The sequence below is a fragment of the Bradyrhizobium sp. 521_C7_N1_3 genome, from assembly GCF_052075975.1.
GTDB classification, from domain to species: Bacteria; Pseudomonadota; Alphaproteobacteria; order Rhizobiales; family Xanthobacteraceae; genus Bradyrhizobium; species Bradyrhizobium japonicum.
In genome coordinates this window covers 3,733,904-3,759,019 of record NZ_CP197232.1, presented here as the reverse complement: position 1 = coordinate 3,759,019, position 25,116 = coordinate 3,733,904, and the positions used below count along the sequence as shown (strand labels likewise).

At 65.2% G+C, this 25,116-nt stretch carries 19 protein-coding genes; 11 read left to right on the top strand and 8 right to left on the bottom strand.

All coding sequences use genetic code 11. From position 1 onward, the window contains the following. The first annotated feature begins 400 nt into the window (after positions 1–400). Together AB7008_RS17415 and AB7008_RS17410 are read left to right on the top strand one after the other, a co-directional pair. Positions 401–1,558: a GGDEF domain-containing protein gene (locus tag AB7008_RS17415; RefSeq protein WP_304493400.1), complete on the top strand. Its 1,158-nt coding sequence runs from the start codon at positions 401–403 to the stop codon at positions 1,556–1,558. Positions 1,559–1,620: 62 nt separating this feature from the next. After that, complete coding sequence (locus tag AB7008_RS17410; protein ID WP_038956189.1) at positions 1,621–2,724, top strand: DUF2336 domain-containing protein; 1,104 nt, start codon at positions 1,621–1,623, stop codon at positions 2,722–2,724. An 11-nt stretch (positions 2,725–2,735) separates the two neighbouring features. Here AB7008_RS17410 and AB7008_RS17405 read toward each other — a convergent pair whose 3' ends face one another. Together AB7008_RS17405 and AB7008_RS17400 are read right to left on the bottom strand one after the other, a co-directional pair. Beyond that, positions 2,736–3,374, bottom strand: a complete 639-nt coding sequence (locus AB7008_RS17405; RefSeq protein ID WP_248882098.1) for an NrsF family protein — start codon at positions 3,372–3,374, stop codon at positions 2,736–2,738. 2 nt (positions 3,375–3,376) lie between these two features. After that, entirely contained in the window at positions 3,377–3,922 is a 546-nt protein-coding gene (locus AB7008_RS17400) for a sigma-70 family RNA polymerase sigma factor (RefSeq protein ID WP_304493399.1), read from the bottom strand. Positions 3,923–4,210: 288 nt separating this feature from the next. Between AB7008_RS17400 and AB7008_RS17395 the strand changes: the two genes are divergently transcribed. The 5 genes from AB7008_RS17395 (at position 4,211) to AB7008_RS17375 (ending at position 9,005) form a co-directional block, all read left to right on the top strand. Beyond that, positions 4,211–4,861: a hypothetical protein gene (locus tag AB7008_RS17395; RefSeq protein ID WP_304493398.1), complete on the top strand. Its 651-nt coding sequence runs from the start codon at positions 4,211–4,213 to the stop codon at positions 4,859–4,861. Positions 4,862–5,010: 149 nt separating this feature from the next. Next, the gene (locus AB7008_RS17390) at positions 5,011–5,790 is read left to right on the top strand and encodes an enoyl-CoA hydratase (RefSeq protein WP_304493397.1); all 780 of its coding nucleotides are present in this window, start codon (positions 5,011–5,013) and stop codon (positions 5,788–5,790) included. A gap of 188 nt (positions 5,791–5,978) precedes the next feature. Next, positions 5,979–7,409: a TolC family outer membrane protein gene (locus AB7008_RS17385; protein ID WP_304493396.1), complete on the top strand. Its 1,431-nt coding sequence runs from the start codon at positions 5,979–5,981 to the stop codon at positions 7,407–7,409. 25 nt (positions 7,410–7,434) lie between these two features. Next, on the top strand, positions 7,435–7,992 hold the full coding sequence (locus AB7008_RS17380; RefSeq protein WP_028159735.1) for a hypothetical protein: 558 nt from the start codon (positions 7,435–7,437) through the stop codon (positions 7,990–7,992). Positions 7,993–8,093: 101 nt separating this feature from the next. Further along, a complete protein-coding gene (locus tag AB7008_RS17375) occupies positions 8,094–9,005 on the top strand; it encodes an amidohydrolase family protein (RefSeq protein ID WP_304493395.1) in 912 nt (303 codons plus the stop codon). Here AB7008_RS17375 and AB7008_RS17370 read toward each other — a convergent pair. From AB7008_RS17370 to AB7008_RS17360, 3 genes are all read right to left on the bottom strand, one after another. After that, positions 8,993–12,142, bottom strand: a complete 3,150-nt coding sequence (locus AB7008_RS17370; RefSeq protein WP_441259142.1) for an efflux RND transporter permease subunit — start codon at positions 12,140–12,142, stop codon at positions 8,993–8,995. The two genes, AB7008_RS17375 and AB7008_RS17370, sit on opposite strands and share 13 nt — an antisense overlap. 29 nt (positions 12,143–12,171) lie before the next feature. Then, complete coding sequence (locus tag AB7008_RS17365) at positions 12,172–13,416, bottom strand: efflux RND transporter periplasmic adaptor subunit (protein ID WP_248882095.1); 1,245 nt, start codon at positions 13,414–13,416, stop codon at positions 12,172–12,174. Positions 13,417–13,561: 145 nt separating this feature from the next. Next, positions 13,562–14,974: a CoA transferase gene (locus AB7008_RS17360; protein ID WP_441259141.1), complete on the bottom strand. Its 1,413-nt coding sequence runs from the start codon at positions 14,972–14,974 to the stop codon at positions 13,562–13,564. Between the two features lie 113 nt (positions 14,975–15,087). Between AB7008_RS17360 and AB7008_RS17355 the strand changes: the two genes are divergently transcribed. Next, a complete protein-coding gene (locus AB7008_RS17355) occupies positions 15,088–15,375 on the top strand; it encodes a hypothetical protein (RefSeq protein ID WP_028159740.1) in 288 nt (95 codons plus the stop codon). A gap of 199 nt (positions 15,376–15,574) precedes the next feature. After that, positions 15,575–16,345: an SDR family NAD(P)-dependent oxidoreductase gene (locus AB7008_RS17350; protein WP_028159741.1), complete on the top strand. Its 771-nt coding sequence runs from the start codon at positions 15,575–15,577 to the stop codon at positions 16,343–16,345. A gap of 183 nt (positions 16,346–16,528) precedes the next feature. On the opposite strand, the gene AB7008_RS17345 is transcribed toward AB7008_RS17350, so the two are convergent. Genes AB7008_RS17345 through AB7008_RS17335 form a run of 3 tightly spaced genes read right to left on the bottom strand, consistent with a single transcriptional unit; the run spans position 16,529 to position 22,171 of the window. Then, positions 16,529–19,903 carry an error-prone DNA polymerase gene (locus AB7008_RS17345; RefSeq protein ID WP_304493392.1) on the bottom strand — a complete coding sequence of 1,125 codons (3,375 nt, stop codon included), beginning with the start codon at positions 19,901–19,903 and terminating at the stop codon, positions 16,529–16,531. Then, positions 19,900–21,486: a Y-family DNA polymerase gene (locus AB7008_RS17340; RefSeq protein ID WP_441259140.1), complete on the bottom strand. Its 1,587-nt coding sequence runs from the start codon at positions 21,484–21,486 to the stop codon at positions 19,900–19,902. Before AB7008_RS17340 ends, AB7008_RS17345 begins: the two co-directional genes overlap by 4 nt. Then, positions 21,389–22,171: an ImuA family protein gene (locus AB7008_RS17335; protein ID WP_441259139.1), complete on the bottom strand. Its 783-nt coding sequence runs from the start codon at positions 22,169–22,171 to the stop codon at positions 21,389–21,391. The genes AB7008_RS17340 and AB7008_RS17335 overlap by 98 nt, the downstream gene beginning before the upstream one ends. Positions 22,172–22,334: 163 nt before the next feature. On the opposite strand from AB7008_RS17335, the gene AB7008_RS17330 reads away from it, so the two are divergent. After that, positions 22,335–23,570 carry a putative DNA modification/repair radical SAM protein gene (locus AB7008_RS17330; protein WP_085403876.1) on the top strand — a complete coding sequence of 412 codons (1,236 nt, stop codon included), beginning with the start codon at positions 22,335–22,337 and terminating at the stop codon, positions 23,568–23,570. Continuing rightward, positions 23,570–25,012 (top strand): UdgX family uracil-DNA binding protein, encoded by a 1,443-nt coding sequence (locus AB7008_RS17325; RefSeq protein ID WP_441259138.1) that lies wholly within the window; start codon positions 23,570–23,572, stop codon positions 25,010–25,012. The genes AB7008_RS17330 and AB7008_RS17325 overlap by 1 nt, the downstream gene beginning before the upstream one ends. The last annotated feature ends 104 nt before the right edge of the window (positions 25,013–25,116 follow it).

The window sequence follows — 25,116 nt, the reverse complement described above, 5'->3', positions numbered from 1 at the left end:
GCGGACGGTTCGACGGGCGGGGCGAAATTCTTCAGCCTACCGCAGTCACACGGGGGTCTGTGTGATCTACCCCACATACGCGAATTTTCCTTTTGCCACCCGCGGCGGTTGGCCGGCTCGCCTGATAACGGTAACATAGTAATTATGCATTCCCTGCGCAATGCCGTCCGGCACGGACCGCCCGACATGATGGAACCATAGCAGCCCTGCACGACGTATGTCTCACCAAGCCCTGCTTTGGCTCGACCCCGTCGCCAACGATGCCTAATCGCCGGCAAATTTCGCCGCCGGCCGCTGTCACCTGTTGCGCGCTGCACCGTTTGGATTCGATTTCGAAGGATACCAAACCTAAAGGCTTGCCGCGTAGATTTTTGGGCTGACATTCACCCTTGGCGGGACAATGAGCACGGCCGCGACGACCTTACCGGAGAGGAATGCCGCTGAGGTCGCGGATCTCGTTTTCATGCCCGACGCGGCTGCGCCCGAGGTGCGAGCGCGCCGGGTCCGGCAACGCCGGCAGATGTATGTCGGCCAGGTCGCAAGCTACTCGCTCGGCGCCTTCGTGCTGCTGATCTATGCCCATGACGGCGTCGTCCCGATGAACGTTCCGTCGCTGTTCTGGGTCGGCGGCCTGATGATCATCGGCATCTTCGTCGTGATGTCGGAAGCCGGCGTCGGCGACAGGCACAGCGACCACTATCTCACCGTCTTCCAGATCTCGGCGCATATGGCGCTGCAGTTCATCTTCCTGGTGTCGGTGCCGACCCTCGGCATCGCCTTCATCAGCGTGCTGTTCCTGATCTTCGCCTTCGGTACGCTGCGCATGACCTCGGCGCAGGCGATGTTCACCTGGGCGATCGCGACGACCTGCCTCGCGGCCGTCTTCCTCGCCTCCGACCTGCCGATCGGCATGCCAGTCGCCACGAAGCTCCAGCGGACCGCCTCGATGCTGTGCTTCGTCCTGGTGATCGGCCAGTGCGCCTTCCTCGGCCTGTTCGGTGCCACGCTGCGAAAGGTCCTGTACCGGCGCAGCATCGAGCTGAAAGCCGCCTATCAGCGCATCGAGGAGCTCGCCGAGCTCGACGAGCTCACCGGCTCCTACAACCGCCGCTGCATCATGCGGCTGCTCGATGCAGAGGTCGAAAAGTCGCAGCAGGCGTCCGCACCTTGCGCCATCGCGCTGATCGACCTCGACTGGTTCAAGCGCATCAACGACGCCCACGGCCACCCCGTCGGCGACGAGGTGCTGCGCACCTTCGCTATCACGATTTTCGCAAATATCCGCCCGGCCGACTTTTTCGGCCGCTATGGCGGCGAGGAATTCCTGCTGCTGCTGCCGGGCACCGACGGCGGCGCGGCGGGGCGCATGCTCGAGCGGCTGCGCGGCATCGTCGCCGATCTCGACTGGAGCGCATTTTCCCCCGGCATGCGGGTGACGATTTCCGCGGGCGTCGTGACGCTGCGCGACAACGATACTGCCGACACGTTTCTCGCGCGCGCCGACAGCGCGCTTTATTCCGCCAAGGCGCAAGGGCGCAACCGTATTGCAACGAGCTGACTAATCCATTTTTCCCGGCTGCGCAGAAGTTGCAGCCGGATCGAACGCTCCAGGACAGGGCCATGAGATCGAAATCCGAAAAACCATCCGAGAACCTGCTTGAGGAATTGCAGACCGCGCTCTCGCACGGCACCGTCGCGCGCCGGGTCGAGGCCCTGCGCCGCGTCACCGATCTCTTCATCAACAATGCGGTGGATTATTCCGACGAGCACGTCAGGGTGTTCGACGACGTGTTCCAGTGCCTGATCGAGCAGATCGAGGCCTCGGCGAGAGCGCTGCTCGCCAACCGTCTCGCGCCGATCGCGGCCGCGCCGCCCAAGATCATCCGCACCCTCGCGCTCGACGAGGTGATCGAGGTCTCCGGCCCCGTGCTCACGAAATCGGAACGGCTGGACGAGGCGACCCTGATCGAGATCGCGCGCACCAGGGGCCAGGCGCATCTCAAGGCGATCTCGCTGCGGCGGGTGTTGTCGGAAGCGCTGACCGACGTGCTGGTGGCGCGCGGCAACGAGGACGTCGTGCAATCGACCGTCAGCAATCCGGGCGCGCGGCTCTCCGAGGGAAGTCTCACCGATCTCGTCACGCGCGCCGAACGCGACGATGACCTCGCCGCCTGCATCGGCCTGCGGCCCGACCTGCCGCGCCATCACTACCTGAAGCTGATCGCCAAGGCGTCCCTGAGCGTGCGCAGGAAGCTCGAGGCCGCGCATCCGGAGCTCGCGGACGAAGTGTCCAGCGTGGTCCAGGAAGCGACCCAGCGGGTTCGCGCCGCCGCGATGACCAGGCAGACCGAAATGGCGCGTGCGCTGGTGAGATCGCTGCACGAGGACGGTCGTCTCAACGAGTTCCAGGTGACCAGCTTCGCCGAGCAGGGCAAGTTCGACGAGACCAATGCAGGGCTCGCGGCGCTCGCGGGCGTGACGGTCGAGACCGCCGAGAACATGATGATCGAGAGCCGCAACGAGGGCGTGATGGTCCTCGCCAAGGTCGCGGGCATGCAATGGACGAGCGTCCGCGCGATCATCGCCATGCGCGAAAAGCTCTCGGGCGGGTCGAAGACCGACATGCTGACGCTGCGCGATGCCTACGAGGCCCTGCGCTCATCGACCGCGCAGCAGGTGCTGCGCTTCCACCGCATGCAGCAGGGCACGACGCCGGCGGCGTGAGGCCGCCGCCGCTAGTAGCGCAAAACTTTCGAACCCACGAGCGCCCCGATCGCGGTCACGAGCGCCGTCGCGATCGTGTACCAGGTCGCGACGAACAGCGGCGAGTCGTCGGTGCAGTGCGAGGCGTAGAGCGTTGCGGCAAGGCCGGCCGACAGCAGGCCGGCGAGCGCGCCGGCGAGTGCAGGATGCGACGGCGCGCCGTGGCGCAGGCCGAACAGCGCGCCCGCAAGCAGCGGCAGCGACATCGCGGGGATCGCGAGCATGCACACCCGGGAGTTCTTGCCCACCAGCCGCATCGTCATCGGCATCGCCGGGGCCATCATGGTCTCGCTGCCGATCGCAACCGCAAGCAGGCCGACGGGAAGCAGCAGCAGCCAGCCCCAGCCGCGCATCAAGGCTTCGGGCCGCGACAGATGCAGGCTGACGATGATCGCGGGGATCGCAAGCGACAGCGTGACCGCGAACTTCGTGTCGAAGAACGGATTGTGCATGGCGGTCATCACGTCGGGCCGCACGCCAAGGAAGCTGGCGAAGATCAGGATCGAGAACGGTGCCGCCACCAGCAGCGCCATCGTCAGCACGGCGCCGACGCGCGGCGCGCGATGGGCGTTGTCGGCCGCGAGCGAGCGAATGAGTTGATCGGTATCCATGACTAGCGGTCCCGCAGTTTGGCAGTCAGCGCCGCAAGTCCGCGATGCAACGCGACCCGCACCGCACCTTCGCTCATCGAAAACTTTGACGCCGTGTCCTTGATCGAAGCGCTATCGACGGCGATCGACTGCAGCACCTCGCGCTGGCGCTGCGGCAGCGTGTCGAGCTGCGTTGCGACCTCGGCCGCCGAGGCCGTCTCCTGCGGTGCCTCGCCCGGCAGCGTCTCGGCGAAATCGTCGATGTTGACGAAGACCCGCCGGCCCCGCCGCCGGAGCGCATCGATCAGCTTGTTGCGCCCGATCGCAAACAGCCACGGGGCGAAGGGGGCTTCGCTGTCCCAGGTGTGCCGCTTCAGATGCACCGCCAACAAAATCTCCTGCACGATATCCTCGGCCTGGTCGGGAGGCTGCCCGGCCCGCGCCAGACCCCGCCTCGCGGCAGCGCGCAGCACAGGCGTGACCGCCTTCAACAGGCGATGATACGCCGCATCATCGCCTGCCATGGCCGACCGCATCAGGCCGGTCCACTCGTCCTCACGTCCGCGCACGCGCCCTCACCATGCAATTCGGCAGCTCTTTCAGTTTGTTACGCCGGCACCAGCAAGATCACGACTTCGTGATCTGCGCGCGCCTCGCCACGCGATGCGGCCGTAAAAACCCGCGACGGCTCATAACACCGATCGGTGCCGTCCGCATCCGGCGGCCGGCTGCGAGGCGGCGGTTTGCCCCGCTTTTGCCCGGGATAGCCCGAAGATTCCCATTTTTTGCCCCGCTGTGGTCACGCCCCAGGGTCTCTGTTCGGCCCCGGGACAGGCGGAATTGGGGAGATCGTCAACATGATGAAAGCCAGCGGGCGCGCCGCACTGATTCTTCTTGCCGGCCTTTTCGTGCTGGTCGGAGCCGCTGCACAGGCGGCACCGAGTTCAGCCGCAGGCAGCAAATCGGACAGCGCGAGCAACCAGGCCGAGGCCGTCAAGCCGAGCAAGCAGCGGCGTCATGCGTCGCGCCAGCACGACAGCGGCAAGGCAGCGCAGAAATCCGACGACAAGGCCGACAAGAAGGACGGCGCGGCAAAGGCCGACGAGGCGAAGGCCGAAAACAACGTGCCGGTCTTGAGCCAGATGCCGCCGGCAGTCGCCAACGCCAACGCGCAGATCGCCGCAGCCGATACGCAGACCGCTGCCGCGGCCTCCGCGATGACCGGCCGCGCCAACGACAACGTCCAGGCTGCAGCCGATAATACCACCGCGCCGAATGACGAGGCTCAGGTGGTGGCGCCCGATCAGCTCAACGACATCGACCGCGCCCTGCAACAGGACCCGCCGGCACAGAAGGCGGTAATCGCCGCAACCGACGCGCGGCCGACGCCGGTGATGGCGAGCAGCCACAGCTCGGCCTGGGACCAGAGCTCGCTGATCGGCAAGATCTTCATCGGCGTCGGCACGCTGCTGACGCTGGCCTCTGCCGCACGCATGTTCTTCGCCTGATTCTCGGGTGATCTTGGGGTGAGGGACCTCGCCCGGAACGCGCGTCTCGCCGTGCGTTCCGGGCGACCTCGTTCCGACAGCTTTTCGGCCCTTGAAGCCCACCGCGCCAGCGGGCACATTGCCCGCCTAATCAAACGCGTGGGTGGAGCATGAGCACGTTCGAACACATCATCGTCGAGAGAAAAGGCGCGGTCGGCATCATCAAGCTGAACCGGCCGAAAATGCTCAATGCGCTCTCCTTCGGCGTCTTCCGCGAGATCGCCGCGGCCGTCGACGATCTCGAGGCCGATGACGCCATCGGCTGCATCGTCGTGACCGGCAGCGAGAAGGCCTTTGCCGCCGGCGCCGACATCAAGGAGATGCAGCCGAAAGCCTTCATCGACATGTTCTCCGAAGATTTCGCCGCGATCGGCGGCGACCGCGTCGCGCGCTGCCGCAAGCCGACCATCGCCGCGGTCGCGGGCTATGCGCTCGGCGGCGGCTGCGAGCTCGCCATGATGTGCGACTTCATCATCGCCGCCGACACCGCCAAATTCGGTCAACCCGAAATCACGCTCGGCACCATTCCCGGCATCGGCGGCACCCAGCGCCTGACCCGCGCGATCGGCAAGTCGAAGGCGATGGACCTCTGCCTCACCGGCCGCATGATGGATGCGGCGGAAGCGGAGCGCTCAGGCCTCGTCAGCCGCATCGTGCCCGCCGACAAGCTCATGGACGAGGTCATGGAAGCCGCCGAGAAGATCGCATCGATGTCGCGGCCCGCCGTCGCGATGGCCAAGGAAGCGGTCAACCGCGCCTTCGAGACCACGCTCGCCGAAGGCATGAGCGTCGAGCGCAACCTGTTTCACGCGACCTTCGCGCTGGAGGACCGCTCCGAGGGCATGGCGGCGTTCATCGAGAAGCGCAAGCCGGTGAACAAGAACCGATAATGCCCGCGAGCGGTCAGGCTGGTGTAAGGCTTCGCCGCTCTGGTGCAGAAACCCTGTGACGCACCTGCAACAAGCACGGAATAGATGGGGGTTTTCCCCGCGGCAGTTTGCCTGCGGGACCCCGGCTGGTTAAACAGTTAAGAGGCCACCGTCGGCGGGGGCGGACAGCCGGGGTTGAGCGGGATTACATGATTGGGCGTGCCGCCAGAGTTGGTCGCGTGATGACGCGGCATCGATCGGGCGTGGGTCCTGTGCTTGCGACATGGACCACGCTGGCGCTCTGTTGCGCCCTGCCCTCCGCCGCATGGGCGGAAGCCCTGCCGGAGGCGCTCGCCAAGGCCTACCAGACCAACCCGCAGCTCAATGCCGAGCGCGCGCGGCAACGCGCCACGGATGAAAACGTGCCGCAGGCGCTCGCCGGCTACCGGCCGCAGATCGTGGCAAGCCTCAGCGCAGGCCTGCAATCGGTGCGCAATCTGCTGCCCGACAACACGATTCAGACCGCCAATCTGAAACCGTGGGTCATCGGCGTCACCGTGACGCAGACCCTGTTCAACGGGTTCCGCACCGCCAACAGCGTCCGCGCCGCGGAACTTCAGGTGCAGTCCGGCCGCGAGGCGCTGCGCAATGTCGGCCAGGGCGTGCTGCTCGACGCGGTCACCGCCTACACCAACGTGCTCGCCAACCAGTCACTGGTCGAGGCGCAACGCTCCAACGTCGCGTTCCTGCGCGAGACGCTCGCCGTCACCCAGCGCCGCCTCAACGCCGGCGACGTCACGCCAACCGACAGCGCCCAGGCCGAGGCGCGGCTCAACCGGGGACTCGCCGATCTCAACGCCGCGGAAGTCGCGCTGGCGGTGAGCCAGGCGGTCTACGCGCAGGTGATCGGCAATGCGCCAACGCAGCTTCGGCCCGCCGAAGTCGTCGACCGCTATCTGCCGAAGAGCCGCGAGGATGCGCTGACGATGGCGATCCGCCAGCACCCGGCGGTGATGGCGGCGGGCTTCGACGTCGATGTCGCCTCGACCAACATCCGCATCGCCGAGGGCGCGCTGCTGCCAAGCGCCAGTCTTCAGGGCAGCGCCAGCAAGAGCCGCAGCAACGACCCGACGCTGAGCACCCTCGCCGAAGACCAGGCCTCGATCGTCGCCAACGTCACCGCGCCGATCTACGACGGCGGGCAGGCCGCCGCGCAGACCCGGCAGGCCAAGGAGATCACGGCGCAGAGCCGGCTCGTGCTCGACCAGGTCCGCAACCAGGCGCGCACGGCGGCGACCAGCGCCTGGGTCGCCAACGAGGGCGCCAAGATCACGGTCTCCGCTTCCGAGTCCGAGGTGAAGGCGGCGACCGTCGCGCTCCAGGGCGTGCAGCGCGAGGCCGCCGGCGGGCAGCGCACGACGGTGGACGTGCTGAACTCGCAGGCCGATCTGATCCAGGCCAAGGCCCGCCTGATCGGCGCCCTGCGCGACCGTGTGATCGCCTCCTACACGCTGCTCAGCGCCGTCGGCCATCTCGACGTCAAGACGCTCAGCCTCAACACGCCGGACTATCTGCCCGAGGTGCACTACCAGCAGGTCCGCGACGCTTGGCACGGCCTGCGCACGCCGTCGGGGCAGTAGTTTCAAATCGTCTGGCCTGATGCCGATGAAGAGCCGCCGCATCCATCTGATGGGAGCTTCGGGCTCCGGCGTGACGACGATCGGCCGCGCGCTCGCCGGCCGGCTTGCGCTGCCGCATCACGACAGCGACGATTATTTCTGGCTGCCGACCGTGCCGCCCTACCAGACGACGCGCCCTGCCGCGGAGCGCCTGCGCCTGATGCGCGAGATGTTTCTGCCGCGTCTCGATTGGGTGCTGAGCGGAACCGTCACCGGCTGGGGCGACGAGCTCGTCCCGCTCTTCGACCTTGTCGTCTTTGTGACGACGCCGCGCGAGCTTCGCTTGCAGCGCCTGCGTGGCCGCGAGGCTACACATTTCGGAGCTGATGCCGTCGCACAGGGTGGCTGGCGTCATGAGGAGGCGGAGTCGTTCGTCGAATGGGCCTCGCATTACGAAGCCGGTGATCGCGAGGGCCGCAGTCTCACAAAAGATGAAGCCTGGCTCGGGGGCCTGCCCTGCCCGGTCGTGCGCGTCGACGGCTCACGCCCGCTTGCGGATCTTGTCGAGCAGCTATGCAGTGAAGCGGAGCGGTTACCCGGCTGATGTGATACTATTCCTGCCCCGCCTCGAAATAGCGAAGCAGGGAGAGAACCGCGCTCAACCGACGCAGCGTCCTGCTTGCCTCCCTTGCCGCCGGAGTAACCATGACCAACAAAGCTCACGCCCGTGCGGCGCAGCCCGCGACGCCGGTCGATTTCGACGTTCCGGCCCAAGCCTGCGACTGCCACACGCACATCCATGGTGACGTCGAAAAGTTTCCGTTCTTCGCGGGGCGCGTCTATACGCCGGAACCGGCAAGCCCCGAGGAAATGGCGGCGCTGCACAAGGCGCTGCATGTCGAGCGCGTTGTGATCGTGACGCCGAGCGTCTACGGCACCGACAACTCCTCCACCTTGTTCGGCATGAAGGCGCGCGGCGCGACCGCACGCGGAGTGGCCGTGATCGACGACAAGACCACGGAAGCGCAGCTCGACGCGATGCAGGCGGACGGTTTTCGCGGCAGTCGCATCAATCTCGCCACCGGCGGCGTCAGCGATCCGAATGTCGGCCGCGCGCGCTTCACGGCCGCCGTCGAGCGCATGAAGGCACGCGGCTGGCACGTGCAGCTCTACACCACGCTGCCGATGATCTCGGCGATCAAGGAGCTCGTGCTGGCTTCGCCCGTGCCGGTCGTGTTCGACCATTTCGGCGGCCTCGAGGCATCGCTCGGACTGGAACAGCCGGGATTTTCCGACCTGGTCGCGCTCGTCAAATCCGGCAAGGCCTATGTGAAGATCTCAGGAGCCTATCGCTCGTCAAACCTGGCGCCCGACTATCAGGACATGGTGCCCTATGCCCGCGCGTTGATCGCGGCGAACCCGGACCGCATCGTCTGGGGCACCGACTGGCCGCATCCGGATTCCAGTCGCGTCGAGGGACGCAAGCCCACCGACATCGCGCCCTTCTATCAGATCGACGACGGCCGGCTGCTCAACCAGCTTCCGGTGTGGGCGCCGGATGCGGAGGTGCGCAAGAAGATCCTGGTCGACAATCCCGCGCGTCTCTACGGATTCTGAGGCGCGGCGGCCGCGCGCGATCCGCGCGCGCGACGGGAGAAGAAGGAAATCAGGACCGGCAAGGTCACCAGGATCACGACCGGCGCGAGCATCATGCCGGTGACGACGACGACGGCGAGCGGCTTCTGCACCTGCGAGCCGATGCCTTCCGATAGCGCCGCCGGCAGCAGGCCGACGCCGGCAACGACGCAGGTCATCAGCACCGGCCGGAGCTGCAACTCGCCGGTGCGTATCACCGCGCTCATGCGGTCCATGCCCTCTTCGATCAGCTGGTTGAACTGCGACAGAATGATGATGCCGTCCATGACCGCGATGCCGAACAGCGCGATGAATCCGATCGCGGCGGAGACGCTGAAAGCGGTGCCGGTGATCAACAGGCCGAGCACGCCGCCGAAGATCGCCATCGGGATCACGCTCATGGCGAGCAGCGTGTCGGTCATCGAGCCGAAATTGAACCAGAGCAGCACGCCGATCAACGCCAGCGAGATCGGCACCACGATCGACAGCCGGCGGATGGCGTCCTGGAGATTGCCGAACTCGCCGACCCAATCCATGTGCGCGCCGGGCGGCAGCTGCACCTGCTCGGCGATCTTCTGCTGCGCCTCGCGGATCGCGCTGCCGAGGTCGCGCTCGCGCACCGAGAACTTGATCGGCAGATAGCGTTCCTGCTGCTCGCGATAGATGTAGGCGGCGCCGGAGACGAGGCTGATGGTGGCGACCTCGCTCAGGGGAATCTGCGTGACGGTGCCGTTGGGACCGGGCGCGCCGATGCGCAAATTCTGGATCGCCTCGGCGCTCCTGCGATATTCCGGCGCGAGGCGGACGATGATCGGGAAGTGACGGTCGGAGCCCGGCTCGTAGAGATCGCCCGCGGTATCGCCGCCGATTGCGACCTTGATCGTGGCGTTGATGTCGCCGGGCGCGAGCCCATAGCGCGCGGCCTTGGCACGGTCGATGTCAATCTGAATGGTCGGCTGCCCGAGCGAGGTGAACACCGCGAGGTCGGTGACGCCCTGCACCGTCGCCAGCACCGACTTGATCTTGTTGGCGGTGTCGGTGAGCGCCTGGAGATCGCTGCCGAACAGCTTGATGGAGTTCTCGCCCTTCACGCCCGAGACGGCCTCGGAGACGTTGTCCTGGAGATATTGCGAGAAGTTGAATTCGACGCCGGGGAAGCGATCGTCGAGCTGCTTCAACAGCTGCGCGGTCAGCTCTTCCTTGTCATGCGTCCCCGGCCACTGGCTCGCGGGCTTGAGGGGGGCGAAGAACTCGGCGTTGAAGAAGCCGGCCGCGTCGGTGCCGTCATCGGGGCGGCCATGCTGCGACACCACGGATTCCACCTCGGGCCGGGCACGGATCAGCTTGCGCATCTCGTTGACGTAGGTGTTGCCTTCCTGGAGCGAGATGGTCGGCGGCAGCGTGGCACGGATCCAGAGATTGCCCTCTTCGAGCTTGGGCAGGAATTCCAGGCCGAGCAGCCGGCTGAGCGCCACCGTCATCAGCACGAGGCCGACGGCGCCGCCAAGCATGATGCCGCGGTTGGCGACGGCCCAATTCAGCACCGGCATGTAGATCCGGTGCAGGATCCGCATGACCCTCGTCTCGGTCTCCTCGACATGCGCGGGCAGAATGATCGCGGACAGCGCCGGGGTCACCGTGAACGTCGCGAGCAGCCCGCCGGCGAGCGCATAGGCATAGGTGCGCGCCATCGGCCCGAAGATGTTGCCCTCGACGCCCGAGAGTGTGAACAGCGGTATGAAGGCCGCGATGATGATCGCAGCGGCAAAGAAGATCGAGCGCGACACGTCGGCGGCGGCGCTGAGGATGGCGTGGCTCTTCATGCCGAACAGCGTCTCGGGCGACATATGCTCGGATTCCGACACGGGCGTCGTCTGCGTCAGGCGGCGGAAGATCGCTTCCACCATGATCACGGTGGCGTCGACGATGAGGCCGAAATCGATCGCGCCGACCGACAGGAGGTTGGCCGATTCCCCGCGCAGCACCAGGATGATCACGGCGAAGAACAGTGCGAACGGAATCGTGGCGCCGACGATCAGCGCGCTGCGGAGATCGCCGAGGAATATCCACTGCAACAGCACGATGAGCAGGATGCCGACCACCATGTTGTGCAGCACGGTGTGGGTGGTGAGCTCAATCAGGTCGCCGCGGTCGTAGATGCGCTCGATGCGCACGCCGGGCGGCAGGATGCTGGAGTTGTTGATGGTTTGAACGAGCTGGTGGACGCGCTTGATGGTCGGCGAGCTCTGCTCACCGCGTCGCATCAGGACGATGCCCTGCACGATGTCGTCGGAATCGTCGAGGCCGGCAATGCCGAGACGGGGTTTTTGACCGACAGTGACGGTGGCGACGTCCTTGACCAGCACCGGATTGCCGTTGGTCTGCGAGACCATGGTGTTGGCGAGGTCGTCGATGGAACGGATCAGGCCGACGCCGCGTACCACGGCCGATTGCTGGCCGATATTGACGGTGTTGCCGCCGACATTGACGTTGGAATTGCTGACCGCCTGGAGCAATTGCGGCAGCGTCAGGCCGTTGGCGACGAGCTTGTTGAAGTCGACCTGGAGCTCGTAGGTCTTGCTCTTGCCGCCCCAGCCGGTGACGTCGATGACGCCGGGCACGGCGCGGAAGCGGCGTTGCAGGATCCAGTCCTGGATGGTCTTGAGGTCGAGCACGCTGTAGTTCGGCGGACCGACGAGGCGATAGCGGAAGATTTCGCCGATCGGGCTGAGCGGCGAGATCTGCGGCTGCACATTGCCCGGCAGCGGCGCGAGCTGCGCCAGGCGGTTCAGGACCTGCTGCTGCGCCTCGTCATAGGTGTAGGCGAAGGAGAACTGCAGTTTGATGTCGGAGAGGCCGTAGAGCGAGATGGTGCGGATCGTCGTGAGGTTCTTCAGACCCGCGACCTGGGTCTCGATCGGAATCGTGATGTAGCGCTCGATCTCCTCCGCCGACAGGCCCGGGCTCTGCGTCACGATGTCGACCATCGGCGGCGTCGGATCGGGATAGGCCTCGATGTTGAGCTGGTTGAACGCGATCATGCCGCCGATCAGCACGGCGACGAACATCCCGACCATCAGGAAGCGCCGGTTGACGGCAAGGGCGACGAGACGATCCATTCAGGTCTTCAATTTTCTTGGGTCGTCGATCAGCTACCGGACGCCGCGCGGTCGATGAACAGGCTGCCCTTGGTGACGATCTGCTCGCCTGGCTTCAGATTGCTGGTAACCTCGACGAGATTGCCATTGATGAGGCCGGTCTTGATCTGGCGCAGCTCGACCGACTTGTCCTCGCGCGCGACCCAGATGCGGACCTTGTCGGCCTCGTAGATCAGCGCCTGCTTCGGCACCGCCGGCGCGGCACGGTCGCCGGCCGAATAGATCGTGACGTTGGCGAACATTTCCGGCTTGAGCAGGCCGTCCTTGTTGTCGATGGTCGCGCGAACCAGCAGGCGGCGCGTGTTGGGATCGATGGCGGCGGCGACGTAGTTGATCTTGGCGGTCAGGGGGTGGCCCGGCAGCGCCATCACGTTGACGCTGATGTCCTGGCCGATGCACACCGCGGCCGCATCGCTCTCGCGCACGAAGGCGGTGAGCCAGACCGTGGAGAGGTCGCCGATCACGAAGACCGGATCGCTGGCGCCGGAATTGACGTATTGGCCCGGACCGATCTTGCGCTGCACGACGGTGCCGGAGATCGGCGAGTAGATCGTGATCTCCCGATCGATGACGCCCTTCTCCTGGAATGTCTTGATGGTCTCGTCGGTGAAGCCGAGGATGCGCAGCTTGTTGCGCGCGGCTTCCAGCGCCGTCCCCGAGGAACGCACGTCGTTCTGCGCCTGGACCTGGGTCGTTTCAGCCTGCTGATAGTCCTTCAGCGGAATGGCGCGGCCTTCATAGAGGTCCTTGGCGCGCCTGAACTGGATGTCGGCAAGATCGATCGCAGACTTCGCCTTGTTCTGCGCGGTCATCGCCGCGATGAAATCGTTCTGGGCCTGCACGGTGTCGGCGGCCTCGATCGTGAACAGCGGTTGACCTTGCTTCAGCATCTCGCCCGGCTTGGCGAGCAGCTTGGTCACCCGGCCCGCATAGGGCGAGAACACCGGCGTCGAGCGATCCTCATCGACCGCGACCTTGCCCTCGGTGACATATTCGGCCCGGAAGGTCTTGGCCTTGACCGGCTCGATCGTCAGCGTCGCCCATTCGGACGGCGTCGGCGTGAAATTCTGCGCATTCCTGCGCGACTGGCTGGAGATCTCGGAGTGGCTCTTCTCCTTGGCCCCCACGCGCATGAAGCCATAGGCACTGGCGCCGGCGAGTGCCAGTAAAACTACGGATGTGATCACCCGTTGTTTTGTAAACACCTGCAATCGCTTGGTATTTTCAACTACCATGGGGCCCGGTCGTGTCTGCGACGATCTCGGCAGACGCCTGCCTTATCGGTCGCGCTAATAGTGCTGAATTGGGATTTCAAACAACCTAAAAAACGCCAGCCACCTTTCCGTTTGCGTTAAAATATTGCAACGCGTCAGCTTCACGTCAGTTTCGCGCCGGCCACTGTGGCGGATGACTGCCGAGCGGCATCGCCGGACGGCTCCATCGCCCCGGCGTTGTCGACAGCAGCGCGGAATGGCGCACCGCCTTCAACGTGCCGAAGCCAGATGGCATGGGCTCGATGAATGCAGCATGTACGGCCTCCCCCGTAAGATCCGGGGTGTCCAGGCCGCCATCGAGCCGGCCGAGATTCCACAGCCAGCGTCCGGTCTGCGCCAGCGACACGCGCACGTGCCAACTCCCGCCCTCGCGGGCCTGGCGCGCCTTGGCCATCATCGCGCCGAACGCCATCAGATAGCCGGTGGCATGATCGAGCATCTGCGCCGGCAATTCCTTCGGACCGTCGATGCCAGCGGCCTGCCCCTCGGCGTGGTTGAAGCCGGTCGTGGTCTGCACCAATGAATCGAAACCGCGCCGCTCCGCCCAGGGGCCGGCATGGCCATAGGCCGACAGCGTGACATAGACGATGCCCGGATTGATGTTCGCTGCATCCTCAGGCGCGAACCCGAGGGCTGCGAGCGATCGCGGACGATAGCCTTGCGAGAAGATGTCGGCGCCCTTCAACAGCTCGCGCAGCTGCGCCCTGCCCACCTCACTCTTCAGCTCGACCAGCGTGGTGAGCTTGCCGCGGCCGGTGTCGATGGTGAGCCAGGGAATGGCCGGCAGCTCCGGCCCCGAGACGAGCAGCACATCCGCGCCGTGCGCGGCGAGCGTGCGGCCGGCAACGGGGCCTGCGATGACGCGCGAGAGATCGAGCACGCGCAGGCCGGAAAGCGGTCGATCGCCGTTCGACAATCCCTCCGGCCACGGCTTGGGCGGGGCCTCGCCGATCTTCTCGATCGAGACCAGCGGCAGTTCGGCGAGCGCGCGCGCCTGCGGCAGCGCGGACCATTCGTCGTAGGAGCGCATCAGGGCGACGACGCCGCCCGCGGCATAGGCCGCAGTTTCAAAATCCTCGCCCTTCCATTGCATCAACGCGGCCTGAACCTTGTCGCGCTCGGGCTCGCAGCCGAGCACCTTGCAGACGGCGTCGCGATGATGCGGGAAATTGGTGTGGCAGCGGACGAAGCGGTTGTCGCCGGTTTTGTAGACGCCGGCGATGGCGTCCCAGGCCGGCGGCGGCGGCTTGTCGTCGAGTCGCAAATAACGCTCCGAACGGCATTCGGCGACGGCGTGGCGCATGTCGACGGAGACGTCCTGCGGCCCACCGCCGCGCAGTCTCCAGATTTCGGCGGCGGCAAGACCGGCGGCGGCGATCGTCGTCTGCCCGGCGACGGCGACGCGAAACGAGGACGGAATTTGCGGCTCCTCGCCGGTCAGCCGCACGCGCTCGAGCGCGACCTTGTCGCCGCCGATGGAGGTCCAGAGATCATTGAGAATATCGGCGGGGCTTTGCATGACCGCTTCTCTCCCTTTCGGATTTGAGCATGATCCTTTCGGAAATCCGCTGCGCATTTTCCGGATCATGCTGTAGTTTTCGCGACCATGTCATGATCGCAGAAAGGAATGCAATGGCCGCCGTAGATCCCCTCACCGCAGGCGCCGTGTTCATCGCAACGGCGGCCACCGACGCAGTCTATGTCATGTTCACCTCGGCCGTGATCGCGCGCAAGCGCATGTCGGCAGCGAACTGGAGCGCGGTCTGGTACATGCTCTCCTCCTACGCCGTGATCAGCTACACCGAAAACCCGTTCTATGTCGCTTTCGCGGCGATCGGCTCGTGGGCCGGCGCCTACGCCTCGCTGACCTTCCTGCACCGCCCGCCCGGCGGCCCGCCGGTAGGGGCGTCGCCGGAGTAGAGGGCGGCACTCTTTCGGCTCATACGGTGTCATCATCCGCGAAGGCGGATGATCCAGTATTCCAGAGGCGTTTGTGATTGAACCGAGAGGCCGCGGCGTACTGGATACCCCGCCTTCGCGGGGTATGACATCGAGAACGAATTCGACATCCTCGCTCAAACAACTAAGCTCCGCACGATCAACAAAGGAAAACCAAACAATGGATCTCGGTCTCAAAGGCAAGAACGCCATCGTCCTCGGCGGCACGCGCGGCATCGGGCGGGCGATTGCGGCGACGCTGGCCGGTGAAGGCAGCAATGTCGCGGTGTGCGCACGTAACGCGGATCAGGTTGCGGCCACCGTCACTGAACTCAAGGCAAGCGGGATTCGCGCCAGCGGCGGACCGGTCGACGTCACCGACGGTGCGGCGCTGAAATCCTGGATCGAGACTGCTGCAAAGGAGCTCGGCGGCGTCGACCTGCTGTTCGCCAATGCCGGCGCGATGGCGCAGGGCCACGATGCGGCGTCCTGGGAGCAGAACTTCCGGCTCGACGTGCTCGGCGCCGTGCATGCGTTCGACGCCGCGCGGCCGTTCCTCGAGGCCAGCGGCGAAAAGAGTGGCGATGCCGCCTTCGTCATCATCTCCTCGATCTCGGCAGCGCAGGCCGATCTCGCCAGTTCCTACGGCCCGATCAAGGCGGCGCTGATCCACATGGCCAAGGGACTGGCGCGGCAATACGCAAAGAAGAAGATCCGCGTCAACGTGGTGTCGCCCGGCACGGTCTATTTCAAGGGCGGCGTCTGGAACATGATCGAGCAGAACATGCCGGAGCGCTACAATGATGCGATGAAGCGCAATCCGACGGGCCGCATGGCAACGCCGCAGGAGATCGCAAGCGCGGCGGTGTTTCTGGCAAGCCCGGTATCGGGGTTCACCACGGGCTCCAATCTCGTCGTGGACGGCGCGATCTCGAACCGGGTGAATTTTTAGAGGGGATGCGCACGTCTCCGCCAGTTCCGTCATCCTGAGGTGCGAGTGGCGCGATGCAACAGCATCGCGCCGGGAGCCTCGAAGGATGCACGGCCCCGATGCAGCCGGGCCGTCGCCCTTCGAGGGCCGCTGAAGCGGCCACCTCAGGGTGACGGTGAAAGATTTGCGTGCGTTGAACAAGCCTCAATGAAAGTCCCGCGACGGCGGCAGGATGCGGACGTTGCGGGGGTGGCGGATTTTTTGCGCCGGCATGTCCGCCTGGGCGCGGGGATCGTCGTTGAGCGGCTCGATCAGGTCGGCGCCTGCCGGCACCGGATGCTTGCGGCTCAGCGCGTCGTTGGCGAGGCCGACCAGATCGTGCGAGCGGTCGACCATGCGCTGGGCGATGAGATGCGTCACCTTTTCGGGGCTGCTCTGGATATAGCCCTCGACCAGGATGAGGCGCGCGCCCATCACCTCCTTGCGGTACTGCTCCATGACCTTGGGCCACACCACGACATTGGCGATGCCGGTCTCGTCCTCCAGCGTCATGAACACGACGCCGCTGGCGCTGCCCGGCCGCTGCCGGACCAGCACCACGCCGGCGCAGCGGACGCGGCGCCGCTCGTTCTCATGGCTGATGTCCCTGCAGGCCACGACACGCTCGCGCGAAAACATCTCGCGCAAAAACTCCATCGGATGGCCCTTCAGCGATAGCCGGATGGTCTGGTAGTCCGCGACCACCTGCTCGGCCCGCGGCATCTCAGGCAATGGTTTTGCATGCTCGTCCGGCTGCTCGCGCGCGGTCGCGGCCTCGAACAGCGGCAGCGGCACGTCGTCGGGCAGCCGCCGCACCTGCCACAGCGCCTCGCGGCGGTCGAGGCCGAGCGAGCGGAAGGCGTCGGCATCCGCGAGCAGGATCAGCGCACGCTTGGGCAGCCCGGTGTCGCGGGCGAAGTCCTCGAGCGAGGTGAACGGACCGCTGTTGCGGGCGGCGATGATCAGGTCGGCCCAGTCTTTCTGAGTGACGTATACCTTGCCTTGCCGTTTCGCCTGCGCCTCTTTGAGCAATTCCTCATCGGGATCGAGCCAGTGAAAGCCGTCGATCTGACGGAAGCCCAGGCGCACGGCGCAGTATTTGCCGTCGGTATTCTCCAACGTGTTTTGCGCAAAGCTGTAGGATACGTCGATGTCGCGCACCTCGACGCCGTTCTTGCGGGCGTCGCCGACGATCTGCGCCGGCGCGTAAAAGCCCATCGGCTGCGAGTTCAGCAGGCCGCAACAGAACGCATCGGGGTGATGATATTTCAGCCATGACGAGATGTAGACGAGCTGCGCGAAGCTCGCGGCATGACTCTCCGGAAAACCGTAGGAGCCAAAGCCCTTGATCTGGTCAAAGCAGCTTCTGGCGAAGTTGGCATCGTAGCCGCGCGCGACCATGTTGCCGATCAGCTTCTCCTCGTATTGGCCGATGGTGCCGACATTGCGGAAAGTCGCCATCGAGCGGCGCAGGCCGTTAGCCTCCTCGGAGGTGAATTTCGCCGCCTCGATCGCGATGCGCATCGCCTGTTCCTGGAACAAAGGCACGCCCAGCGTTTTGTGCAGCACATTGTAAAGCTCGTCCTTGTCGCCATGGTCCGGCGACGGAGACGGATAGCTCACTTTTTCCAGACGGTTTCGCCGTCGCAGATATGGGTGCACCATGTCGCCCTGGATCGGCCCGGGGCGCACGATCGCGACTTCGATGACGAGATCGTAGAAGGTCCGCGGCTTCAGGCGCGGCAGCATGTTCATCTGTGCGCGGCTCTCGACCTGGAACACGCCGAGGGATTCCCCGGCACACAGCATGTCGTAAACCTTGGGATCGTCCTGAGGGACACTCGCCAGCACCCAGCGCTTGCCTTTGTGGTGGTCGATCAAATCAAAACATTTCCGGATGCAGGTCAGCATGCCCAGTGCGAGCACGTCGACCTTCATCATGTTGAGCGCATCGACGTCGTCCTTGTCCCATTCGATGAAGGTGCGGTCGTCCATCGCGGCGTTGCCGATCGGCACATAGGTGTCGAGCCGGTCCTGCGTCAGCACATAGCCGCCGACATGCTGGGAGAGATGGCGCGGGAATTCGATCAGCTCGGTCGCAAGCTCGACCGCGAGGTTGATCATGGGATTGCTGGGATCGAGCCCGGCCTGCCTGACCTGCATGTCGTTGAGGCCCTTGCCCCAGCTTCCCCACACGGTGTCGGCGAGCGCGGCGGTGACGTCCTCGGTCAGGCCCAGCGCCTTGCCGACGTCGCGGATGGCGCTGCGCGGGCGGTAATGGATGATCGTGGCGATGATCGCAGCACGGTGGCGGCCGTAGCGGCGATAGACATATTGCATCACCTCCTCGCGCCGCGAATGCTCGAAATCGACGTCGATGTCAGGCGGCTCCAGCCGCTCCTTGGAGATGAAGCGCTCGAACAGCAGATCGACCTTGGTCGGGTCGACCGAGGTGATGCCGAGCACGTAGCAGACGGCCGAGTTCGCCGCCGATCCCCGCCCCTGGCACAGGATGTTCTGGCTGCGTGCGTAGTGCACGATGTCGTGCACGGTGAGGAAGTAATGCGCATATTTCAGCTCGGCGATCAGCGCGAGCTCCTTCTTCAGGGTCGCGCGCAGCTTGTCATCGATCTTGCCGCCGAAATATTTGTCGACGCCCGCCCAGGTCAGATCTTCCAGATGTCCTTGTGCGGTCTTGCCTCGCGGCACCGGCTCGTCCGGATACTGGTATTTGAGCTGGTCGAGCGTGAAATCGATCTTGCCCGCAAAGCGCATGGTCTCCGCGATCGCCTTGGGAAAGTCGCGGAACAGCCGCGACATTTCGCGTGGCGTCTTCAGGAAGCGCTCGGCATTGGCTTCGAGCTTCCGTCCGACCGCCTCGATCGTGGTTTTTTCCCGGATGCAGGTCAGCACGTCCTGAAGCGGACGGCGGCCGGGATCGTGATAGAGCACCTCGTTGGTCGCGAGCAGCGGCACGTTTGCTTTGGCAGCGAGATCATCGAGCCGCGCCAGGCGGCGGCGGTCGTCGCCGCGATAGACCAGGCTTGCCGCCAGCCACACGCCCTCGGCGCGGCTGTCCTTAAGCTTTGCAAGAACATCCAGCGCCTGCGCGGGCTCAAACCGATGCGGCAGCGTCAGGGTCAGGAGCTGGCCTTCCGCAAACTCAAGAAGATCACCGAAGGTGAGACGGCACTCGCCCTTCTCGATCCGCGTGATGTCGTCGCCGCGCTTGCCCCTGGTGAGGAGCTGGCACAGCCGGCCATAGGCGGCGCGGTCGCGCGGATAGACCAAAATGTCGGGCGTGCCGTCGATGAAGACGATGCGCGCGCCGATCAGCAATTTCGGCTTGTGCAGCACCTTGTCACTGTCGAGCTCCTTGTAGGCGCGCACCACGCCGGCGAGCGTGTTGTGGTCGGCAATGCCGATCACGGGAATGCCGAGGATGCTCGCCTGATGCACATAGGCGCGCGGATCCGAGCCGCCGCGCAGGAAGGAGAAGTTGGTGGTGATGCCGATCTCGGCATAAGCGGGCGTGGTCATGCGAAGAGACCGTGCACATACCAGTTGGGGGGAATGGGTTTGCCTTCGTCGTCGAACACCTCTCCTTCGTAAAGACCGTCGCGAAAGATCCAGAAGCGCAGGCCTTCGGCATCCTCGATGCGGAAATAATCCCGCGTCAATTGCTTGCCGTCCTGCCGCCACCATTCCATCGCGATGCGCTCGGGCCCTTCCACCCGCACCACCGCATGCAGCGCGCGGCGCCAGGTGAATTGATGCGGCGGGCCGTCGGGCACGGTCGCGAACGGCACCTTGATCGGCTCCGGTCTGTCGAACAACCGCAGGGGGCGCAGCGGCGGCTCGCTCTCGGTGCGCGCCGGCCATTCGGCCTGCATGGCCACGGTGAGATGGTGCTGGGCCGGCACGGCCAGCACCGCACATTCCGGGATATGGGTATCCTCAGGCAAATGCACGACGACGCGCTTTCCGCCGATGCGCGCGGCGATGCGGTCGATCAGCGCGGCGAGCTCGTCATTGTCGTGAACGTGGGCATCGAGATCCCGCTGCTCCTGCACAACGATCTCGGTGCGGCTCGCCGACAGCCGCACCATGTCGAAGCCGAAGCCGGGATCCAGCGGATCGGCGAGTGCATCGAGGCGTTCGCGAAACAGCCGGTCGATGACTTTGCTTTGCGTCACCGGCCGCCCGGTCTCGACCATGATCGCGCGCACCGCGCCGTCGGTACGAAAGAAGGCGGCTTCCAGGCGCCGCGCGCCCTTGCCCTGCTTCTCCATCGACGCGATCAGCGTGTCGGCGAGCCGCGACAGCGTCATCGCGATCATGGTGTCGGTGGCGATCGGTTCGGCAAAGCGCTTCTCCACGATGTAATCCGGCAGCGGTTTGCGCGGATTGATCGGGGCATCGCCATGTCCCTGCGCATGCGCGAGCAGCGTGGAGAACCGCGCGCCGAACCGCGCCGTGATCTCATGCGGCTCGCGCGAGGCGACATCGCCGATGGTTTTCAGGCCGGCGCGGCGCAGACCAGTGGTGATGGCCTCGCCCGCACCGAGCGCGGACACCGGCAGCCGGCTGATCGCCGCCGCCTCCCCGCCATCGGCGACGATGGTGCCTGAGGCCTGCCGCGTCAGCGTGCGCGCGCAGACCGAGGTGCCGGCGATCGCCGCGCTGACGGCAAAACCCTGACGGGCGAGCGCGCGGACGAAGGTCTGCAACAACGCAGCCTCGCCGCCGAACAGATGCGCGCAGCCGGTGATGTCAAGAAACAGCCCGTGCGGCGGGTCGAGCGCCACCAGCGGCGTGAAGCGGTCGCACCAGTCGGCGACGTCGCTGAGCGTCTTCGCATCGGCCACGACATCGGCGTCGAACACTTTCAAGTCCGGACACATCGCCCTCGCATTCGCGAGCGGCTGGCCGATATACAAGCCGAGGCGCTCGGCGGCCTCGTCCAGCGCATGGATCACCAGCGCATTGTTGTCCTTGATAACAACGATGCTCGGATCATTGGCCTTACCCAGCGCGCCGAAGAACCGCTGAATCCGATCGATGGGCAGGCGCGGCAGCCACAGGCTGAGGATACGTCGACGGTTCAGAGAACTGGCACTCATCACATTTCCATTCCATGATCCACCGGCCGCACGGGCCATGACGATTGCGCAAGAGCTCCGCATCGAAGCGCGGCGCGCCCCAGGCACTCCATGCTGCACCTGGCGGCGAATGCGCGGCGCGCAACATCCATCGCGTCTCGGCGGTCGAGGGCAGCGGCTGCGCGGCCATCCGCAGCATCAGGCCGGTGACACCAGACGATTGCGCGGCCAGCGTCAGCTTGCGGCTCGCCACCAGATCGAACTGCCTGACATCGCCCCAGAGCTCGAGCACGACGGCGCCCAGCGCATCGCAGGCGAGCGCATCGGCCGAGGTGCGCAGCGCGCTCTCGACATCGGCGGCGCGCACCATCACCACGCGGCGCGGATCGAGACCGATTTCGGCAAGCCCGCTCATCGACAGCGCGCCGGTCTCGAGTTCCGAAAAATCCTGCCGCACCCACAGCAGCGGCCGGCGCCGCGAGACACGCCCCGCAAGCCCCATGACAAAACCCGTCGCGGCGGTTCCCTGCCGGCCCTCGCAGAACACCTCATGGATCACCGCGCGCGCGAGCCCGCCCTTCAGCGCGCTGTCGACCTCGCCGTGGCCGAGCGCGACGCGATCGTGCTGATGCACGACCTCCGCCGTCTCGATGCGCTCGATCTGGCCGCGCAAGGTCGCAAGCGCGTTCATCCGTGCGCCGCTCATATACGCCGCTCCTTCAGAGGTGATTGCCGAAGTTCTCAAAAATAAGAACCTGCGGCTGGCTCATTTGTTCATGATATGTTCTAATATAAAGCTAACAGCGGCCGGGGAGTCAATCGAATTGGTGCTCATCCGGATTCGTAAGCTGAATCAAAGGGATTCCACGATGGACGTACAACGCAAGCTGGAGATTCTAGCCGATGCCGCCAAATACGACGCGTCGTGCGCCTCCAGCGGCACCGAGAAGCGGGATTCCAGCGATGGCAAGGGCATGGGCTCGACCGCGCCGGGCATGGGCATCTGCCATTCCTACGCGCCGGACGGACGCTGTATCTCGCTGCTCAAAGTGCTCCTGACCAATGCCTGCAATTACGACTGCCTTTATTGCGTCAACCGCGCCTCTTCCAACGTGCCGCGTGCCCGCTTCACCATCGACGAAGTGGTCAAGCTCACGCTCGACTTCTACCGGCGCAATTACATCGAGGGACTGTTCCTCTCCTCCGGCATCATCCGCAGCCCCGACTACACCATGGAGCAGGTGGTCAGCGTCGCGCGCAAACTGCGCGAGGAGCACCACTTCCGCGGCTACATCCATCTCAAGACCATTCCCGAGGCCGACGACGCGCTGATCGCCGAAGCCGGCAAATATGCAGATCGCCTCTCCATCAACATCGAGATGCCTGAGGAGACGAGCCTGCAGCAATACGCACCGGAGAAGGATGTGCGTGCGATCCGCCGCACCATGGGCCGGCTGCGGCTGAAGCTCGACGAGGCCGAGGAAAACCGCAGCACAAAGACGAAGGCGAGGCCGCAGCGCTTCGCGCCCGCCGGTCAGAGCACGCAGATGATCGTCGGCGCCGACGCGGCCTCCGATCACACCATTCTCCACACCAGCTCCAATCTCTATGGCTCCTACAGGCTGCGGCGCGTCTACTACTCCGCCTTCAGCCCGATCCCCGATGCCAGCCGCGCTTTGCCTCTGGTACAGCCGCCGCTGCTGCGCGAGCACCGGCTCTACCAGGCCGACTGGCTGATGCGGTTCTACGGTTTCGACGTTGCGGAGATCGTTGACGACAGCGCGATGCTGCCACTCGACATCGATCCGAAGCTCGCCTGGGCGCTGCGCCATCGCGACCGCTTCCCGCTCGACGTCAACCGCGCCAGCCGCGAGGAGCTGCTGCGCGTGCCCGGCTTCGGCACCAAGGCGGTCGAACGCATCATCGCGACACGGCGCACCACCACGATCCGCCTCTCCGATCTCGCGCGGCTGCACGTGCCCCGCAACAAGGCGCTGCCATTCATCGTCCTCAGCGATCACCGCCCCGCCCCGCATCGCCTCGACGAGGCGCGGCTGATCGAGCGGTTCAAGCCGAAGGCAACACAACTGGGGTTTGGCTTCTGATGCAGTACATCACCCTCGACACCGAAACCGATTTCGACGGCTGGCGCAAAGCCGCGCGGTCGCTCGTGCTGCATCACGTGGAGCCGCGCGATATCACCTGGGCCGTGCAGGGCGGCGAAGCCGAGTTGTTCGCACCGCCCGCGCCGTCTCCGATACTTGAGGTGAACGACGGCACCTTCAATGTGTCGGCAAAATTCATCGATCTCGCCAAGGCCGCGATCCTGCATCGCGATCCCGAGCGCTTCGCGATCCTCTATCGCCTGCTCTGGCGCTTGAAAGACAATCACGATCTCATCGAGGTCGCGACCGATCCCGATGTCGCGCAAGTCACCGCCATGGCAAGAGCAGTCCATCGCGACGAGCACAAGATGCATGCCTTCGTGCGCTTCCGCGAGATCGGCCGCGAACGCGCGGCGCATTACGTCGCCTGGTTCGAGCCGGAGCATCACATCGTCGAGCTTGCCGCGCCGTTCTTCGCAAAGCGCTTCGCCGACATGCCCTGGTCGATCCTGACACCCGATCTGTGTGCGCATTGGGACGGCCACGCGCTCTCGTTCACGTCGGGCGTGAGCAAGAGCGAAGCACCCGGCGAAGACCGGCTGGAGGAAACCTGGCGGCGCTACTACGCCAGCATCTTCAACCCGGCTCGGCTGAAGGTGAAGGCGATGCAGACGGAGATGCCGAAGAAATACTGGAGGAACCTGCCCGAGGCGTCGATCATTAAGCCCTTGATCGAGGACGCCGAGCGCATGACCGGCGCCATGATCGCCAATGCCGCAACCGATCCGCACAAGCCCCAGAAGCGGCCGGAGGCTCCGATGCCACGCAAGCTGGCTGCCGACGATCTCGAAGCGCTCCGCGAGGAGGCCGCCCATTGCCGCGCCTGCCCGCTCTACAAGGACGCGACGCAGACCGTGTTCGGCGAGGGCCCGAAAGACGCCACCATCATGCTGGTCGGCGAGCAGCCCGGCGACAAGGAAGACCTCGCCGGCCACCCCTTCGTCGGCCCGGCCGGCCAGATGCTAGACCGTGCGCTTCAGGAAGCCGGCGTCGACCGCAACAAGGTCTATGTCACCAACGCGGTGAAGCACTTCAAATTCGTGCCGCGCGGAAAGATCCGTCTGCACCAGAAGCCGGCGACGCCGGAGATCCGGGCGTGCCGGCAATGGTACGAGCGGGAAGTTTCGGCAATCCAGCCCGAGCTCATCGTGGCGATGGGCGCCACCGCCGCGCAGAGCGTGTTCGGCAAGATCACCCCGATCGGCAAGACCCGTGGCCGGCTCATAGATCTGCCCGAGGGGCGCAAGGCACTGGTGACGGTGCATCCGTCCTATCTGCTGCGGCTGCCTGATCCGGAAACGAAGGTGCTGGAATATCAGCGCTTTGTCGAAGACCTGAAGATTGCCGCCGGCTTGCAGAAGAAAGCCCGGCGCGCCGCCTAAATACTGGCAAATACTGGAGGGAAAGCGACTTTACGACGCAGCTGTCATCCAGCCTTCAAATCCATCGCGGACAATAGCCCTTTCAATTCAGTTAAGGGGCGTCC

Coding starts and splice junctions, on each gene's coding strand:
- AB7008_RS17415 (WP_304493400.1), top strand. CDS start 401: ATGAGCACGGCCGCGACGACCTTACCGGAGAGGAATGCCGCTGAGGTC.
- AB7008_RS17410 (WP_038956189.1), top strand. CDS start 1,621: ATGAGATCGAAATCCGAAAAACCATCCGAGAACCTGCTTGAGGAATTG.
- AB7008_RS17405 (WP_248882098.1), bottom strand. CDS start 3,374: ATGGATACCGATCAACTCATTCGCTCGCTCGCGGCCGACAACGCCCAT.
- AB7008_RS17395 (WP_304493398.1), top strand. CDS start 4,211: ATGATGAAAGCCAGCGGGCGCGCCGCACTGATTCTTCTTGCCGGCCTT.
- AB7008_RS17390 (WP_304493397.1), top strand. CDS start 5,011: ATGAGCACGTTCGAACACATCATCGTCGAGAGAAAAGGCGCGGTCGGC.
- AB7008_RS17385 (WP_304493396.1), top strand. CDS start 5,979: ATGATTGGGCGTGCCGCCAGAGTTGGTCGCGTGATGACGCGGCATCGA.
- AB7008_RS17380 (WP_028159735.1), top strand. CDS start 7,435: ATGAAGAGCCGCCGCATCCATCTGATGGGAGCTTCGGGCTCCGGCGTG.
- AB7008_RS17375 (WP_304493395.1), top strand. CDS start 8,094: ATGACCAACAAAGCTCACGCCCGTGCGGCGCAGCCCGCGACGCCGGTC.
- AB7008_RS17370 (WP_441259142.1), bottom strand. CDS start 12,142: ATGGATCGTCTCGTCGCCCTTGCCGTCAACCGGCGCTTCCTGATGGTC.
- AB7008_RS17365 (WP_248882095.1), bottom strand. CDS start 13,416: ATGGTAGTTGAAAATACCAAGCGATTGCAGGTGTTTACAAAACAACGG.
- AB7008_RS17360 (WP_441259141.1), bottom strand. CDS start 14,974: ATGCAAAGCCCCGCCGATATTCTCAATGATCTCTGGACCTCCATCGGC.
- AB7008_RS17355 (WP_028159740.1), top strand. CDS start 15,088: ATGGCCGCCGTAGATCCCCTCACCGCAGGCGCCGTGTTCATCGCAACG.
- AB7008_RS17350 (WP_028159741.1), top strand. CDS start 15,575: ATGGATCTCGGTCTCAAAGGCAAGAACGCCATCGTCCTCGGCGGCACG.
- AB7008_RS17345 (WP_304493392.1), bottom strand. CDS start 19,903: ATGACCACGCCCGCTTATGCCGAGATCGGCATCACCACCAACTTCTCC.
- AB7008_RS17340 (WP_441259140.1), bottom strand. CDS start 21,486: ATGAGTGCCAGTTCTCTGAACCGTCGACGTATCCTCAGCCTGTGGCTG.
- AB7008_RS17335 (WP_441259139.1), bottom strand. CDS start 22,171: ATGAGCGGCGCACGGATGAACGCGCTTGCGACCTTGCGCGGCCAGATC.
- AB7008_RS17330 (WP_085403876.1), top strand. CDS start 22,335: ATGGACGTACAACGCAAGCTGGAGATTCTAGCCGATGCCGCCAAATAC.
- AB7008_RS17325 (WP_441259138.1), top strand. CDS start 23,570: ATGCAGTACATCACCCTCGACACCGAAACCGATTTCGACGGCTGGCGC.